The organism is Thermoleophilum album, assembly GCF_028867705.1.
Classification (GTDB): Bacteria; Actinomycetota; Thermoleophilia; order Solirubrobacterales; family Thermoleophilaceae; genus Thermoleophilum.
On the sequence record NZ_CP066171.1, the window covers coordinates 292672 to 308105 of the forward strand.

General features: G+C 71.7%; 13 protein-coding genes. 12 read left to right on the forward strand and 1 reads right to left on the reverse strand.

Annotation, left to right across the window (positions count from 1 at the left end):
- Positions 1 to 9: 9 nt before the first annotated feature.
- Complete coding sequence (locus JDY09_RS01415) at positions 10 to 1416, reverse strand: ABC1 kinase family protein (RefSeq protein WP_274717130.1); 1407 nt, start codon at positions 1414 to 1416, stop codon at positions 10 to 12.
- Between the two features lie 86 nt (positions 1417 to 1502).
- Here JDY09_RS01415 and JDY09_RS01420 point away from each other — a divergent pair, with 86 nt between their 5' ends.
- The 12 genes from JDY09_RS01420 to JDY09_RS01475 all read left to right on the forward strand — a co-directional run bounded on the left by JDY09_RS01420 (position 1503) and on the right by JDY09_RS01475 (position 15414).
- Entirely contained in the window at positions 1503 to 2333 is an 831-nt protein-coding gene (locus JDY09_RS01420; protein ID WP_274717132.1) for a class I SAM-dependent methyltransferase, read from the forward strand.
- On the forward strand, positions 2330 to 3388 hold the full coding sequence (locus JDY09_RS01425) for a Gfo/Idh/MocA family protein (RefSeq protein WP_274717133.1): 1059 nt from the start codon (positions 2330 to 2332) through the stop codon (positions 3386 to 3388). The genes JDY09_RS01420 and JDY09_RS01425 overlap by 4 nt, the downstream gene beginning before the upstream one ends.
- Complete coding sequence (locus tag JDY09_RS01430; RefSeq protein ID WP_274717135.1) at positions 3385 to 4551, forward strand: hypothetical protein; 1167 nt, start codon at positions 3385 to 3387, stop codon at positions 4549 to 4551. Before JDY09_RS01425 ends, JDY09_RS01430 begins: the two co-directional genes overlap by 4 nt.
- On the forward strand, positions 4548 to 5153 hold the full coding sequence (locus JDY09_RS01435) for an HAD family hydrolase (protein WP_274717137.1): 606 nt from the start codon (positions 4548 to 4550) through the stop codon (positions 5151 to 5153). Before JDY09_RS01430 ends, JDY09_RS01435 begins: the two co-directional genes overlap by 4 nt.
- 111 nt (positions 5154 to 5264) lie before the next feature.
- Positions 5265 to 6842 carry a glycosyltransferase gene (locus JDY09_RS01440; RefSeq protein ID WP_274717139.1) on the forward strand — a complete coding sequence of 526 codons (1578 nt, stop codon included), beginning with the start codon at positions 5265 to 5267 and terminating at the stop codon, positions 6840 to 6842.
- A 51-nt stretch (positions 6843 to 6893) separates the two neighbouring features.
- Positions 6894 to 7547, forward strand: coding sequence for a 50S ribosomal protein L25 (locus tag JDY09_RS01445; protein ID WP_274717141.1), 654 nt, complete (start codon positions 6894 to 6896; stop codon positions 7545 to 7547).
- The gene (pth, locus tag JDY09_RS01450; RefSeq protein ID WP_274717978.1) at positions 7544 to 8149 is read left to right on the forward strand and encodes an aminoacyl-tRNA hydrolase; all 606 of its coding nucleotides are present in this window, start codon (positions 7544 to 7546) and stop codon (positions 8147 to 8149) included. The genes JDY09_RS01445 and pth overlap by 4 nt, the downstream gene beginning before the upstream one ends.
- Before the next feature lie 11 nt (positions 8150 to 8160).
- Positions 8161 to 11538, forward strand: a complete 3378-nt coding sequence (gene mfd / locus JDY09_RS01455; protein WP_274717143.1) for a transcription-repair coupling factor — start codon at positions 8161 to 8163, stop codon at positions 11536 to 11538.
- A gap of 51 nt (positions 11539 to 11589) precedes the next feature.
- Positions 11590 to 12840 carry a peptidyl-prolyl cis-trans isomerase gene (locus JDY09_RS01460; RefSeq protein WP_274717145.1) on the forward strand — a complete coding sequence of 417 codons (1251 nt, stop codon included), beginning with the start codon at positions 11590 to 11592 and terminating at the stop codon, positions 12838 to 12840.
- 16 nt (positions 12841 to 12856) lie between these two features.
- Complete coding sequence (locus JDY09_RS01465; protein WP_274717147.1) at positions 12857 to 13690, forward strand: MazG nucleotide pyrophosphohydrolase domain-containing protein; 834 nt, start codon at positions 12857 to 12859, stop codon at positions 13688 to 13690.
- Between the two features lie 3 nt (positions 13691 to 13693).
- On the forward strand, positions 13694 to 14983 hold the full coding sequence (gene eno, locus JDY09_RS01470; protein ID WP_274717149.1) for a phosphopyruvate hydratase: 1290 nt from the start codon (positions 13694 to 13696) through the stop codon (positions 14981 to 14983).
- Between the two features lie 95 nt (positions 14984 to 15078).
- Positions 15079 to 15414, forward strand: a complete 336-nt coding sequence (locus JDY09_RS01475) for an FtsB family cell division protein (protein WP_274717151.1) — start codon at positions 15079 to 15081, stop codon at positions 15412 to 15414.
- Positions 15415 to 15434: the final 20 nt, after the last annotated feature.

Genomic DNA, 15434 nt, shown 5'->3' on the forward strand with positions numbered 1-15434 from the left:
CGCTGCGCCTCAGCGGCGCACGAGCGGCTCGCGGCGCGTTCCGCGTGCTTCGAAGTACTCCCACTCCGCTTCGCCGAGCTCGGTCGCGGGCGGGTCGCCGAACCACCACTCGCGCCCGATCCGGTGCCAGTTGCGGGTAGCGCGGAGCTTGCCGAGCACGGCGAGCACGCCCGTCTCCATGCGCCGGCCGAGCAGCTCGTTGGCTGGGAGGCTTTCGCGGCGCAAAAGGTCGTAGAAGCCCGAGCGCGGGTCCGACATCGCCGCGATCACACTCATCACGAGCGGCGGATCGATCGTCACTTCGCGGTCTTCGAGGTACCAGCCGGCAACCGCGCGCACATGCTCCATCAGCCGTTCGGCATCGACCTTGCGCGGGTTGCGCAGAAAACCGAGCTCGTGGAGGGCGCGCCGGGCACGTTCGGGGTCGCCGGCGACGACAGCGTCGAGCGCCGCGACCTCGAGCTGGATCTGCTCGCGGTCGAGCTGTTTGGTCATACCGAAGTCGAGGAAGGCGACGCGACCGTCGTCCATCAGCAGGTAGTTGCCGGGATGGGCGTCGGCGTTGAACTGCTGCAGGTGGTAGATCGAGCCGTAGTGGTAGCGGTAGACGATCTCGCCGAAACGGTCGCGTTCGGGCTGGGGGAGGGTGCGGACGTGCTCGAAGTCGTGCCCGTCGACCCACTCGGTCACCAGCACCAGGCGTCGTGACAGCCGCGTGACGACGTCGGGCACGTAGATGAACGGGTGGCCGCGGTAGGCGCGCGCGAAGGTGCGCTGGCGTTGCGCCTCGAGCTCGTAGTCAAGCTCCTCTTCGACGCGCTCGCGCAGCTCGCGCGCCACCGCACGGGCGTCGAGGCCGGGCGCTATCGCCTTCGCGAAACGCAGCACGACACCGGCGTTCTGCAGGTCGGCGCGAAGCGCCTCGGCGATCCCCGGGTACTGGACCTTGACAGCGACGCGCCGACCGTCGTGAAGCAGCGCACGGTGGACCTGGCCGATCGAGGCGGCGGCCGCTGCCTCCTCCTCGATCTCAGCGAACGCCTCGGCGAGCGGCATCTCGAGCTCGCGCTCGATCACCTTCCGCACCTTGCGCCACGGGAGCGCAGGTGCGTGGGCGCGCAGCTGCGCGAGCTTGCGCTGGTAGAGGTCGGCGTACTGGGGCGGCAGGAACTCGGTGTCGATGAACGACGCCAGCTGGCCGAGCTTGAGCGCGGCACCCTTCATCCGCCCGAGGGTCTCGACCATCCGCTCGGCCGCCTCCTCGTGGAGCTCCTCGAGCGCGCGCTCGGCCTCGCTGCGGCTACGGGTCAGGTTGCGCGCCCGCGTCGAGGCGTAGCGTGCGCCCTCGCGACCGAGCACCGACCCCACCGCCACCGTGCGGCGCAGGCGTCCACGGGGAAGTTCGTCTTTCGCCACCGCTGCAAGCGTAGGCGCCCGCGCCCTTCAAGTTGCGAACTGTCGCTCCGACTAACGGGGCGCCTGCCTCCGCCGACGGACGAGCCATGCAAGCGCGAGCTGCCACCACCACCCCTACGCACTTCGAGCCGTTAGCGGTGCCGGACGCTGGCCCCGAGCGCCACGACGAGCGCGCGCATCTCGACGCGATCGCCGCCCGCTTCTCGAGCCACGACGGTTTCAACGCCCGGCTCGTCGACTTCCGCTTCGAGACACTCGAGCCGTGGCTCGCGGGTGCCGAGCGGGTGCTCGAGCTGGGGTGCGCCGACGGTCGCATGACGGAACGGTTGGCGCGGTGCGTGCGCCACCTAACCGCGGTCGACGGTTCGAGCGAACAGGTCCGGCGGCTGCGCGCGCGTCTGCCCGCGGTCGAGGTGGTGCACGCGCTGTTCGAGGAGTACGTCCCGTCGCAGCGCTTCGACCGTGTCGTGCTCGCCCACGTGCTTGAACACGTGCGCGACCCGGTCGCGCTGCTGCGCCGGGCCGCCTCCTTCGCCGAGCCCGGAGGTCTGCTCCTCATCACCGTGCCGAACGCCGACTCGTTGCACCGCCAGGCGGGGGTCGCGATGGGTCTGATCGGGGCCGTGACCGACCTCGACGAACAGGATCGTCGGATCGGCCATCGCCGCGTGTACACGCGCACCGCGCTGCTCGCCGACGTCGCCGCTAGCGGTCTCGCTGTCGAACATGTCGGCGGCGTGTTCTTGAAGCCCCTTCCGAACAGCGCGATCGAGCGTTACTGGAGCGACGAGCTGATCCGCGCCTACTTCGAGCTCGGCCGCCGTTACCCCGAAATCGCCGCCGAGATCGTCGTCGTCGCCCGCGTGCCCCAAGCGACCGAGACGGGCACGCCGGAGCCAGGAGCGGCTGAAGCGTGAGCGGGCGGTGCGGCAAAAGGGGCCGGCGGGTGCGTGTCGGCGTCGCCGGCGCCGGTGCGATGGGCGCCAACCACGCCCGCGCGCTCAACTCCCTGCCGCATCTCTGCGAGCTCGTTGCGGTCTACGACCCCGACCACGCGCGTGCCCAGGCGGTGGCGGCGCGAACCACCGCCCGCGTCTGCTCTTCGCTCGAGGAGCTGATCGAGCGCGTCGACGCCGTCTGTATCGCCTCGCCGAGCAGCTGTCACCCGCAGCAGGTGGCGCTCGCGCTCGCCGCCGGTCGCGACGTCTTCGTCGAGAAGCCGTTGGCGCTCGAGGCAGCCGCGGCGCGCTCGCTCCGCGACGACGTCGTGCGCGGCAGCGACCGCATCGTTCAGGTCGGCCACATCGAGCACTTCAACCCAGCCGTGCGCGAGCTGCGTAAGCTCGCCGCTGGCGAACAGCTCGTCGCAGTCGAGATGCAGCGCCTCAGCCCGTGGCACGGTCGGATCGCCGACGCCGACGTGATCCAGGACCTGATGCTGCACGATGTGCACGTGCTCCTCACCCTCGCCCGGGCGCCGATCGCCGGCCTGGCCGCGTTCGCCAGACACGTGCGCAGCGCCGATCGCAGCGCCGACCACGCCGTCGCGACCGTGGCCTTCGCCGACGGCTTGATCGCGGCGCTGTCGGCGAGCCGGGTCACCGAGGAGAAGGTGCGCCGTCTGGCGGTCACGAGCGAGCACGCCTACATCACGCTCGACTACGTGCGGCGGACGATCGAAATCTGTCGCTCGACGAGCCTCCACGCTGACGCGCGCGACCAGCGCAGCTACCGGCAAGAAAGCGTCGTCGAGCGGGTGTTCGTGCCGCCCGAAGAGCCACTCGTCGCCCAGCTGCGCGCCTTTCTCGAATGCGTGCGCGAGCGTCGCCCGCCCGAGGTCGATGTCGACGACGCCGTGCGCTGTCTCGAAGTGGTCGAGGCTCTTCGCCGCAGCGCCGGGCTGGTGCCCGGCGAGCGCGGGGAACGACCTGTCGCTGCCACGGCGAGCGTGCTGGCGGGGGTGGCCGTGTGAGACGGGTGCTCGTGACCGGTGTGGGCGGTCCCGCCGGCGTCAACTTCGTGCGCTCGCTGCGTGCCGCGGCGGACGACTACTACATCGTCGGCACCGACACCAACCGTCACCATCTCGAGTGGCCGGAGGTCGACGCCGCCTACGTGGCACCCCGCTGCGACGATCCCGCCTACCCCGAGTTCTTGTGCGAGCTGGTCGCGCGCGAGGGGATCGAGTTCGTCCATCCCCAGCCCGATCCCGAGGTGCGAGCGGTGTCGGAGCTGCGCGACCGCATCCCCGCCCGCGTCTTTCTGCCCGACCGCGAGACCGTTCGCATCTGTCAGGACAAGCGCCGCTCGGGCGAGCTGTGGCAGCGCGCCGGTGTCCACACCGCGCCCTCGCTCGCAGTGCGCGACCGTGCCGATCTCGAGCGAGCTGCCGAAACGCTCGGGCTGCCGTTCTGGCTGCGCGCAAGCGGCGGGGCCGGCGGGCTCGCGGCCACGCCGGTCGCCGCTGTCGAGGCGGGCTGGCACTGGTTGCGCTACTGGCAGCTCACGCGCCCCGGGCTCGAGTTCGTGGCGCAAGAGCTGCTCCCGGGCGCGAACTTCGCCTTCACCTCGCTTTGGCGCGACGGCGAGCTGGTCTGCGCACAGCTGCGGGAGCGGCTCGAGTACATCTACCCGCACCTCACGCCGTCCGGTGTGACGGGAACGCCGGCGGTCGCGGTGACGCGCGACCGTCCCGATGTCGAAGAGATCGCGCTGCGCGCGGTGCGCGCGGTCGACCGGCACGCCAACGGTGTCTTCTGCGTCGACCTCAAAGAGGACGCGGATGGTGTAGCGCGACCGACCGAGATCAACTGCGGCCGCTTTTTCACGACGAGCTACTTCTTCACCGCCGCCGGCCTCAACATCCCCGACCTCTACGTACGGTTGGGGTTCGGTGAGGACCCGCGCCCGGGCGAGATCGGGCGGTTGCGGGAAGGGCTTTTGTGGATCCGCCACATCGACTGCCCGGCGGTGCTCGCCGACGAGCACGAGCTCGCGAGCACGGGGTACCTCGGCGCGCGGGTGGACGGGCCCGCAAGCCGTCGCAGTGCCGAAGGTGTGTCGCCCGCCGTCGACGGCGACACGGATCCACCTGCCCGAGCGGCTGCACCGGTGGCAGGAGGTGCCGAGGCGTGACGCGCGCCGGAGGCGAGGCCTTGCCGGACGGCACCGAGCTGGTGGTGCTCGACCTCGACGGAACGCTCGCGCGGCTCGACATCGACTGGGCCCAGCTGCGAAAGCTCGCCAACGAGCGTGGCCGCGCGCTGTTGGGAGCGGCAGCACCGGTCGGCGTCCTCGCGACACTTCGCGCGCTCGCAGCCCGCGGTCACCGCGCAGTGGCGCGCGAGCTGGAAGCGGTCGTCGCCGAGCGCGAGCGCGCCGCCGCCGCGCGCTGCGAGTTGAACGCGGCTCTTTGTGCTTGGCTCGAGCGCGAAGCGGCGGGATTGCCGCTGGCCGTTCTGACGCTCAACGACGCTGCAGCGGCGCGGACCGCGCTCGCGCGCGCCGGACTCGAGGATCGCGTGGTGGCGGTCGTGGGCCGCGGCGACGCGCCGCCGAAACCCGACCCGACGGGGCTGTTTGCGATCGTCGACAGCGTCGGCTCGCGGCCGGAGCGTGTGCTGCTGATCGGCGACTCCGAGGTCGATGCCGAGTGCGCGTTCGCCGCTGGCGCTCGCTTCCGCTGGGTCGACGAGATCGGCTGTGCTTGGACGTGCGGCGACCTGTTGCGCGCGTGAGCGATGAGCGCGGCTTTCCACCGAGCGGGGATAGACGGCCGCAGCGAACGCCCGGGGCCGGGCGGGGGAACAGGTTCGGGTGCAGGTGCAGGTGCAGGTGCAGGTGCAGGTGTGGGCGCGCTACCCAAGATCAGCTGTTTGATCGTCACCTACTCCTTCGAGCGCTTCATCGTGCGCGCGATCGAGAGCGCGCTCGCTCAGGACTATCCGCGCGAGCTGCTTCAGATCGTCGTCGTCGACGACGGGTCGCCCGATCGCACCCCCGAGCTCGTGCGTCCCTACAGCGACCGCGTGCGTTACGTGCGCCAGCCGAACCGCGGCTTGGTAGCCGCCTTCAATCGCGGCCTGCGCGAGATCGACGGCGACGTTTTGATGCTCCTGTCGGGCGACGACGAGTGGCCGCCGTCGCGTGCCCGGCTGCACGCCGAGTTCCTCTCCCGCCATCCCGAGGTCGGCCTCGTCTACGGCGACATGGAGGTGATCGATGCCGACGGGGCGACGATCGAGCCGTCGTTCTGGCGGGCGACCGGGCACGTGCCGCAGCGGGGTGATGTGCTCGGCCGGCTGTTGCGCGGCAACTTCATCTCCGGCGGCGCGATGTCGGTGCGGATGAGCCTCGCCGACCGCTTCGCGCCGCTGCCCGCCGACTGCGCTTGGGAAGACTGGTGGATCGCGACGCGCGTCGCCGCGGTCGCCGCAGTCGACTACACGCCGCAGTGCGTCTACCGCTACCGCTGGCACGGCAACAACATGAATCTCGGTGCGCGCGGCCGCCGCTTCGCCGAGCTCTTGGTGCGCGAGTTGCCCTTCCGGCGCCGGCTCCTCGCAGAGGTCGAGCTCGAACGGTTGGCTGCCGAGGACGTTTACGCCGGCGCGGTAGCGCTCGTGCGTTCGCTGGCGGTGGCAAGCGAGCGCACGTCGACACCAGCGACCGAGCTCGCGCCCGTTACCGAAGCTGACCGCGAGCGCGCCGGCGAGCGTCTCGAGCGCGCCCGCGCGGCGCTTGCCGCCGGCGCGTGGCTCGACGCGCTTGCCGACACGACGCGCGCGCTCGCTGCCGACCCGCACGACCCAAGCGCCGTCGCGCTGCTCGAGCGGTGCGCGCAAGCGCTCGGCCTGGTAACACAGGCGAGCGTGCCCGCCTCCGCCGCCAGCGGCGCCGCGGCCCAGCGGCCCGCGCCGCTCGGCGATGACGTGCGCGCAGTCGTCCTGCTCGCCGACGGGCGCGAGCTCGCGGCCGCGCCCGAGCTGATCGCTGCCTACGCCCGTGTCGTCGGCGACGACGATCCAGTCACGCTCGTGATCGCGCTGCCGCCCGACGACGGCGCGGTGGTGGCGGCGCTCGAACGTGCTGTGTCGGCGGCCGGGGCCGACGGGCCCGGCAGCCCCGACCTTCTGGCGCTGCCACTGCCGGACGATGGCTGGGAGACGCTGGCGGCGTCGGCGCACGGCTTCTACGGGCCACGGCCGTCGGCGGCGGCGCTCGCCGGGCTGCCCGCAGTCGCGCCCGCCGAGCTCGCTGCTTTCCTTGCGCGTGTCGTCGAGCGCCGGAAGCGGGCGCAAGACACGGCGGGCGCAGCCGCCCCCACGCCCAGTGCGGGCACAGTCACCGACGGGCGGCGGGCGGGCACAGCCACCGACCGCCACCGGGCGAACACAGCTACCGCCGCCCGTACCGCAACCGCTTGAGCCGCCGGCCGGGGCGCGGCGACGCCGTTTTGGCGCTACACTCGCGCGCTCGTGGCAGGAGCCCAACGACCGCTGCTGGAAGTCGAGGAGCGCGCCGAGCTCGGCTCGCGCGCCGCCCGTCGCCTGCGCCGCGCCGGCCTGATTCCCGGCGTCATCTACGGCGCCGGGCACGAGCCGCTGCCCTTCAAGGTTCCGGCGGGCCGTCTGCGGCAGGTGCTCGCCGAGGGTGCCACCGTCATCGACGTCAAGGTCGGGAGCGGCAAGCCGGCGCCGGCGGTCGTCAAGGAGCAGCAGCTCGATCCCGTGCGCGACGTGGTCATCCACGTCGATCTGCAGCAGGTGCGGCTCGACGAGCGGGTCACCGCGGTCGTGCCGCTCGAGCTCGCCGGCGGCGACGACGCGCCGGGCGTCCGCCAGGGCGGCGTGCTCGACCACGTGCTCTGGGAGGTCGAGATCGAGGCGCTCGCCAGCGACCTGCCCGAGAAGATCCTCGCCGACGTGTCGCGGCTCGAGCTCGGTTCGACGCTCACACTGGGCGAGGTCGAGCCGCCCGCGGGCGTGACGATCCTCGGCGATCCCGACGACGTGGTCGCGACGATCGTCCCGCCGACGCGCGAGGATGAGGGCGAGGCCGGCGCCGAAGAGGAGCCGGAGGTCGCCGGCCGCGGCGACTCCCAGGGCGAAGGGGAGGGCGAGAGCTCCTGAGCCGGCCTGCCGGCGCCGGGGCGGCGCCGTCCAGCCGGGTCGCTTTCCTTGTCGTCGGGCTCGGCAACCCCGGTCCGCGCTACGAGCGCACGCGGCACAACGTCGGTTTCGACGTCGTTCGCGAGGTGGCGCGCCGCTGGGGTGTCGACCGTTTCGAACGGCGCTACGCCGGCGAGTTCGCGACGGGACGCGCCGGCGCTGGCGGTCCCCGCGTCGCGCTTTTGCTGCCGCACACCTTCATGAACGAGTCGGGGCGCAGCGTCTCCGCCGCCCGCGGTGCGCTGCGCGTGGCGCCCGAACAGGTGGTGGTGGTTCACGACGAGATCGACCTCCCCTTCGGCGTCGTGCGCGTCAAACAGGGTGGCGGCACGGCCGGCCACCGCGGGCTCAAATCGGTGCGCGAGGGGCTCGCCAGCAGCGATTTCTGGCGCGTCCGCGTCGGGGTCGGGCGGCCCGACAGCACCGATCCCGAAATCGTCTCGCGCTGGGTTCTCGGGCGCTTCGACGAGCCGGAAGCGGCGGTGCGCGAACTGATCGCGGCGGCCGCTGACGCTCTCGAGCGGCTGGTCGCCGACGGCGGGCTGGGCGCCGACGGCGCGTAGAGTCGCGAGCGATGGGCGAGCTGCGAGCCGTAGTGCGTGACGGTGCCGAGCAGCCGGCGGTGCGCGCGCTCGTCGATGACCTGAGGCGCGGAAGCACCGACGCCTTCGTGTCGCAGAGCATGCGCGCGTTCGTGCTCGGCTCGCTGTTCGAAGCCGAGCACAAACGTCCGGCGCTGGTGGTGGTCGCCGACGACCGCGCCGCCGCAAACCTCGCTGCCGACCTGCGCGCGCTGCTCGCCCCGCGGCTCGTCCGCCTCCTCCCGGCGCGCGGCGTGCGCTACGAGTCGCACCTCGCACCACCGCCCCACCTTGTCGGTCTGCGCGTCGCGGCGGTGGACGCCCTGATCGACAGTCCGGCCGGCGAGCAGCCGGTGGTCGTGGCGTCTGTCCAGGCGCTCGCCGAAAAGCTTCCCGATCCCGAGCTGCGGCCGCGCGGCTTCGTGATCGAGCGCGGCGAGCTGCTCGACCTCGACGAGTGCGTCGCGCAGCTCGTCGAACTCGGCTACGAGCGCGTCGAGCAGGTCGAGGAGCGCGGCCAGTTTGCGGTCCGCGGCGACATTCTCGACATCTATCCCGCCACCGAGGAGCGCGCGGTGCGCTGCGAGCTCTTTGACATCGAGATCGAGCGGCTCGCCTGGTTCTCCACATTCACCCAGCGCACGCTCGCCGAGGCCGAGCGGGTGGAGATCGCGCCGGTGTCCGAGCTGGCGCGCGAGCACCGCGAGCGCGCCGAGCTCGCCGCACACGCCGACGACGAGCGACCCGAGATCGCCGAGCTTTTGCCGGTCGATCGCTTCCGCCGCCTGCTCGACTTGGTTCCGAGCGAAGCGATCGTGGCGGTCGTCGACCGCGACGAGGTGCGGACCTCGCTCTCCGAGCTGTGGGACGAGGTCGAGGCGATCTTCGGCGGCCGCGACGCCAGCCACCTCTATGTCGAGCCGTCGGAGCTCGAGCGCGATCTCGACGCGCGCGTTGCGCTCCGCCTGTCGTCGGTCGCAAGCGGACAGGCACACGAACTCCGCGCCCAGGCGGCGGTACCAGTGGCGCGCGACCTCCACCAGGCCGAGGCTGAGCTCGAAAAGCTCGTCCGCTCGGGCTACCGGGTGGTCGTCGCTTGGAGTAGGCGGGGCGAGCTCGAACGGGCGCTCCTCAACCTCGAGCGCGTACGTGCCCGCGAGATCGGCGACGACCTTGGTCCGGGCGCTGCCGTTCTGTTCGCCCAGGGCACGCTGCGCGATGGTTTCGTCTGGCCCGGCGGACGGATCGCGCTGATCCCCGAGCACCGACTACTGCGCCGCCGGCGCCGCCCCGACGCTGCCGCCGAGAGCCGCCGTGCGCTGCGGGCGATGACCGAGCTGCGCAGCGGCGTAGCTGTCGTCCACGAGGACCACGGCATCGCTCGCTTCGTCGGTTTCACGACCCGCACGGTGGCGGGCGTCACGCGCGACTACCTGGAGCTCGAGTTCCGGGACGGCGACCGCGTTTTCGTTCCCTCCGACCAGCTCCACAAGGTCAGCCGCTACGTCGGTGCCGACGCCGCCGACCCGCCGCTGTCGAAACTCGGCGGGCGTCAGTGGGAGCAGATGAAGTTGCGCGCGCGGCGCGCGGCGACGCAGCTGGCGGGTGAGCTATTGACGCTGTACGCGGAGCGGCGGCGGCGCGCCGGCTTCGCTTTCCCGCCCGACGGTGCGTGGCAGCGCGAGTTCGAGCAGCGCTTCCCGTTCGAGGAGACGCCCGACCAGCTCGAGGCGATCGAGGCGGTGCGCGCCGACATGGAGGAGGCGCGGCCGATGGATCGCCTGATCTGCGGCGACGTCGGCTACGGCAAGACCGAGGTCGCGCTGCGCGCTGCCTTCAAAGCTGCGACCGCGGGCAAGCAAGTGCTGTTTCTCGTCCCCACCACCGTGCTCGCCCAGCAGCACTACGGCACCTTCGCGGAGCGGATGCGCGACTGGCCGCTACGGATCGAAGTCGTTTCGCGCTTCCGCTCGCCGAGCGAGGTGCGTGCGGTGCTACGCGACTTCAGCGAGGGTCGCGTCGACATCCTGATCGGCACGCACAGGCTGCTCTCGCGCGACGTGCGGCCCAAAGACCTCGGTCTTCTCATCATCGACGAGGAGCAGCGTTTCGGGGTCCGCCAGAAAGAGCTGTTGCGCCAGCTGCGGCTCAAGGTCGACGTGCTCTCGATGTCGGCGACGCCGATCCCACGCACGCTGCAGATGGCGCTGTCGGGGCTGCGCGACATGTCGGTGATCCGCACGCCGCCCGAGGGTCGCCGTCCGGTCCAAACCTACGTCGGCGAGTGGGACGAAGAGGTCGTGCGCCGCGCGATCCGCCGCGAGCTCGAGCGGAAAGGACAGGTCTTCTACCTCCACAACCGTGTCGAGACGATCGCCGAGGCGGCCGAGCGGGTGCGCGCGCTGGTGCCCAACGCGCGCGTCGAAATCGCGCACGGTCAGATGGAGGACGACGAGCTCGAACAGGTGATGTTGCGCTTCGTGCGCGGCGAGGCGGACATCCTCGTCTGCACGACGATCATCGAATCGGGGATCGACATACCCCGTGCCAACACGCTGATCGTCGAGCGCGCCGACGAGCTCGGGCTCGCGCAGCTCTACCAGATCCGCGGCCGCGTCGGACGCTCGCGCGAGCGGGCGCACGCCTACCTCCTCTACCCATCGGCGGCCGCACTGTCCGAGCAGGCGCGGCAGCGGCTAGCGACGCTGTCCGACCACACCGAGCTCGGCTCCGGTCTGCAGATAGCGATGCGCGACCTCGAGATCCGGGGCGCCGGCAACCTGCTCGGCGAGGAGCAGTCCGGGCACGTCGCGGCGGTCGGGTTCGAGCTGTACGTGCGGATGCTCGAGGAGGCTGTCGCCGAGCTGTCCGGCGAGGCGGCCGACGAGCCCGAGCCGGTGCGCCTCGACGTGCCCGTCGACGCCTACGTGCCATCCGACTACATCGCGTACGAGGCAGCGAAGATCGACGTGCACCGGCGCATCGCCGGTGCACGCGAGGTCGCCGAGCTGATCATGTTGCGCCGCGAGCTCGAGGACCGCTTCGGTCCGGTGCCCGAACCCCTCGACAACCTCATCAAGCTCCAGGACGCGCGCATCAAGCTGGGGCGGGCAGGGGCGCGCACGGTCGAGTTTCGGCAGGGGCGGATGGTCGTCTCGCCGCTCGAGCTCGACGCGCGCCAGGTGCGCGCCCTGCGTGAGCGGATCCCCGAGGCTTTCTACGAGTCCGGCCGCGCGACCCTGCGCGTCCGCGTTCCCGACGATCCCGAGCAGCGCTTCGCGGCGGTCGTGCAAGCGGCCGAGGCGGTGCTCGAGGTGGCGAGCGCTCCGGTGCGCGAGGAAGCGGCCGGGAGCGCGGGTACGCTCCGCTAGCATCCGCCGCCGATCGCTGCGTTTCCCGGTGCGCACTATCGCTCGATGACCGTGACAGCGAAGCCACGAACAGCAGCTCGCGCGATCGCGCTGCTCCTGTGCGCGACCGCGCTGGGCGCCACTGGCTGTGGCAGGTCGGTGCCCGAGGGTGCCGTCGCAAAGGTCGGCGACACGGTCATCAGCAAACAGCGGTTCGACCACTGGCTGGCGATCGCGGCGCGCTCGACCGGCACGGTCGGCCAGCGCCCGGTGGTTCCCGACCCGCCCACCTACCGGCGTTGCATCGCCGCCAAACGCGCGGCGAGCGAACCGCGTGCCAAGGGCGCGAAACCGCCCAGCGACGCCGAGCTCAAGCGCCTGTGCCGCGAGCAGTACGAGCAGCTGCGCGACGACGTGATGCGTTTCCTCGTGCAGGGCGAGTGGTTGCGCGCCGAGGCGCGGCGCTCCGGTATCCGCGTCTCGCGGGCCGAAATCGAGCGCACTTTCGACGAGCAGCTGAGGCAGGCGTTCCCCGGCAAGAACGGCAACGCGCGCTACCAGCAGTTCCTGCGCCGCACGGGCATGACGAAGCGCGACATCCTCGAGCGGATCGAGCTGAGCCTGCTCCAGCAGCGCATCCAGCAGCGTGTGCAAGACCGTGCCGCAGCGATCGACGAGAGCGACATCGTCTCCTACTACGAGCGCAACAAGCAGCAGTTCTCGCAACCCGAGCGGCGCGACGTCGAGCTCGTCCTGACCGACACCCGCGCCCAAGCGTTGCGGGCGCGGCGCGAGATCGAGCGCGGCCGTAGCTTCGCGGAGGTCGCGAGGCGCTACTCGACCGACGACGTCTCCAAGCAGCAGGGCGGGCGGCTGACGGGTGTCACGCGCGGCAGCCAGGAGCGAGCGCTCGACAACGCGATCTTCAAGGCCCGTCGCAACCAGCTGGTAGGTCCGCTCCGCACCGCGCTCGGCTTCTACGTCTTCCGCGTCAAACGCATCAGTCCGGCTCGGACCGAGCCGCTCAACGCCACCGTCCGCGCCACCATCCGCAGCCAGCTCGAGAGCGACCAGCAGCAAAAGGCGCTGACGCTGTTCATTCAGGAGTTCAGCGAGCGCTCGCGTGCCGAGACGGTGTGCGCGGAACGTTTCGTGGTCTCGGAGTGCGACAACGGGCCGCCGCTGGCCGGTCGGCCCCGCGGGCGCACGCCCGCTTCGGGCGGTAACCCCAATCCGTCGGGCGCCGCAGCGCAACCGCAGCCGTCGCAAGCGGCAGGACTCCAGGGGCTCGGTGGGCTCGGCCAAACGCCCGGAACCCCCTAGCGCAGAACTCTTCCCTGTGAGCGCGCGAGCGGACGACCACGGCGACGAACGCGCCGGCAGCTCCGCCGAAAGCGCCGAGGGGGCCGACTACGCGCTTGCCGATACGCCGTCGCCGACCGCTGCCGTGGCGCTAGCGCGCCTCGATCGGCTAGCCCGCCGTTTGCGCCGCGACTGCCCGTGGGACCGCGAGCAGAACGAGCGCACGATCGTTCCGCACACCGTCGAGGAGGCGTACGAGGTCGCGGACGCGGCGCTCGCCGCCGACGACGCGAAACTCATCGACGAACTCGGCGATCTCCTCTACCAGGTCGTGTTCCTGGCGCTGCTTTTGGAGGAGCGCGGCGTCGGCGATTTCGCTGTCGTGGCCGACGGGCTGCGCCGCAAGCTGATCCGCCGCCATCCGCACGTTTTCGGCGACGTGCGTGCGTCCAGCGCCGACGAGGCCGTGCGCACCTGGAGCGAAGTCAAGCGCCACCGCGAGCGCGGCGGGGCGACGTTCGCCGACATCGCCACGACCCTGCCGGCGACGCTGCGGGCACGCAAGGTGCTGCGACGGGCGCGGGCCGCCGGGCTCCTCCCCGACCGCACTGCCGCGGAGTGCGCGCACGCGCTAGCCGAGCAGGCCGACCGCGCGGGCCGCGGCCAGAGCGACGCAGAGCGCTCGGCGGCGGACAGCGCCAGCGAGCACGAAGCTGGAAGGATTCTGCTCTGCGCGGTCGAGCTCGCGCTCGCTCTCGGCGCCGATCCCGAGCTCGCTCTCCGCCGCGCAGCGGACGAGCTCGCGGCGCGGCTCGAGCCGGCCGATCGCGCTCCGCAAAAAGACAAGCGATCCCCCGACCCCGGAGGCTGAATCGTGAGCGAGATCAAGCGTGTGCACGGGCGGCAGATTCTCGACAGTCGCGGCAACCCCACCGTCGAGGTCGATGTCGAACTGGCTTCCGGTGCCGTCGGGCGAGCGGCCGTGCCTTCCGGCGCGTCGACCGGCGAGTTCGAGGCGGTCGAGCTGCGCGATGGTGGCGAGCGCTGGGCCGGCAAGGGGGTGACGCGCGCCGTCGCCAACGTCAACGGCGAGATCGACGCCGCGTTGCGCGGCCTCGACGCTTCCGACCAGGAGCGGATCGACCGCACGCTGATCGAGCTCGACGGCACTCCCAACAAGGGGCGACTCGGTGCCAACGCGATCCTCGGCGCGTCGCTGGCGGTGGCCAAGGCGGCTGCGGCCGACGCCGGACTGCCCCTGTGGCGGTACCTGGGTGGCGAAGACGCCCACGTCCTGCCGGTGCCGATGATGAACGTGCTGAACGGCGGTGCTCACGCCGACAATCGCGTCGACTTCCAGGAGTTCATGATCGTTCCCGTCGGCGCCGAGCGCTTCAGCGACGGCTTGCGTATTGGGGTCGAGGTGTTCCACGCCCTCAAGCGCACGCTGCGCGAACGCGGTCTTGCGACGGCGGTCGGCGACGAAGGCGGTTTCGCCCCCGACGTCGAGTCGAATGAGGCGGCGCTCGAGCTGCTCGTGGCGGCGATCGAGGCGGCGGGCTACGAGCCGGGCGAGGACGTCGCGATCGCGCTCGATCCCGCGACGAGCGAGCTGTGGCGCGACGGCCGCTACGTGCTCGAGCACGAGGGGCGCGAGCTCCAGGCGGCCGAGCTCGCGGAGCTGTGGAGCGATCTCGCCGAGCGCTACCCGATCGTGTCGATCGAGGACGGCATGGCCGAAGAGGACTGGGAGGGCTGGCGCACACTCACCGACCGGCTTGGCCAGAGAGTTCAGCTCGTCGGCGACGACCTCTTCGTCACCAATCCCGAGCGTCTCAGGCGCGGCATCGAGAGCGGTGTCGCCAACTCGATCCTGGTCAAGGTCAACCAGATCGGCACCTTGACCGAGACGCTCGAAGCCGTCCGCACGGCGCTCGCCGCGGGCTACACGGCGGTGGTGTCGCACCGCTCGGGCGAAACCGAGGACACGACGATCGCCGACCTGGCAGTGGCCACCGGCTGCGGACAGATCAAGACCGGCGCGCCCTCGCGGAGCGATCGCACCGCCAAGTACAACCAGCTGCTGCGTATCGAAGAGCAGCTGGCGGGGCGCGCTTACTACCCGGGCAAGGGCGCCTTCCGGGCTCTCGGCCAGCGCGCCTGACGGCGCCCCGCCGGCGCGGCGCGAGCGGGGCGCAGGGTCTCTTGCATCCCCGCGCACGGGCAGGAGCGGCGCCGGCGCCAGCGAACAGCGGCTTTGTGGCATCGGCGGGGCGAGCGACAGCCGCGCGACGGTCGGCCGCGCGGGCGCGGATCGACTGGGACACGCTCGCGCGCCGCGCCTTGCTTGTGGTCCTGGGCACGATCCTCGCTCTCTATGTCGAGCCGGCGACGCGCTGGGTCGCCCAGCGCGCCGAGCTTCGCCGTGAGCGCGCGGCGCTCGAGCAGCTGGAGCGCGAGAACCGGCGGCTGCGCGCCCGCGCCGCCGAGCTGCGGCGCGGAACGGCTGTCGAGCGCGAGGCGCGTGCCCTCGGGATGGTGCGTGTCGGCGAGCGCCCCTACTTCGTCCTGAAGGGCGAGCGCTCGCCTCGCTGAGAGCTTGCCTCCGGCCGGTT

Coding starts and splice junctions, on each gene's coding strand:
- JDY09_RS01420 (WP_274717132.1), top strand. CDS start 1,503: ATGCAAGCGCGAGCTGCCACCACCACCCCTACGCACTTCGAGCCGTTA.
- mfd (WP_274717143.1), top strand. CDS start 8,161: ATGGGCGAGCTGCGAGCCGTAGTGCGTGACGGTGCCGAGCAGCCGGCG.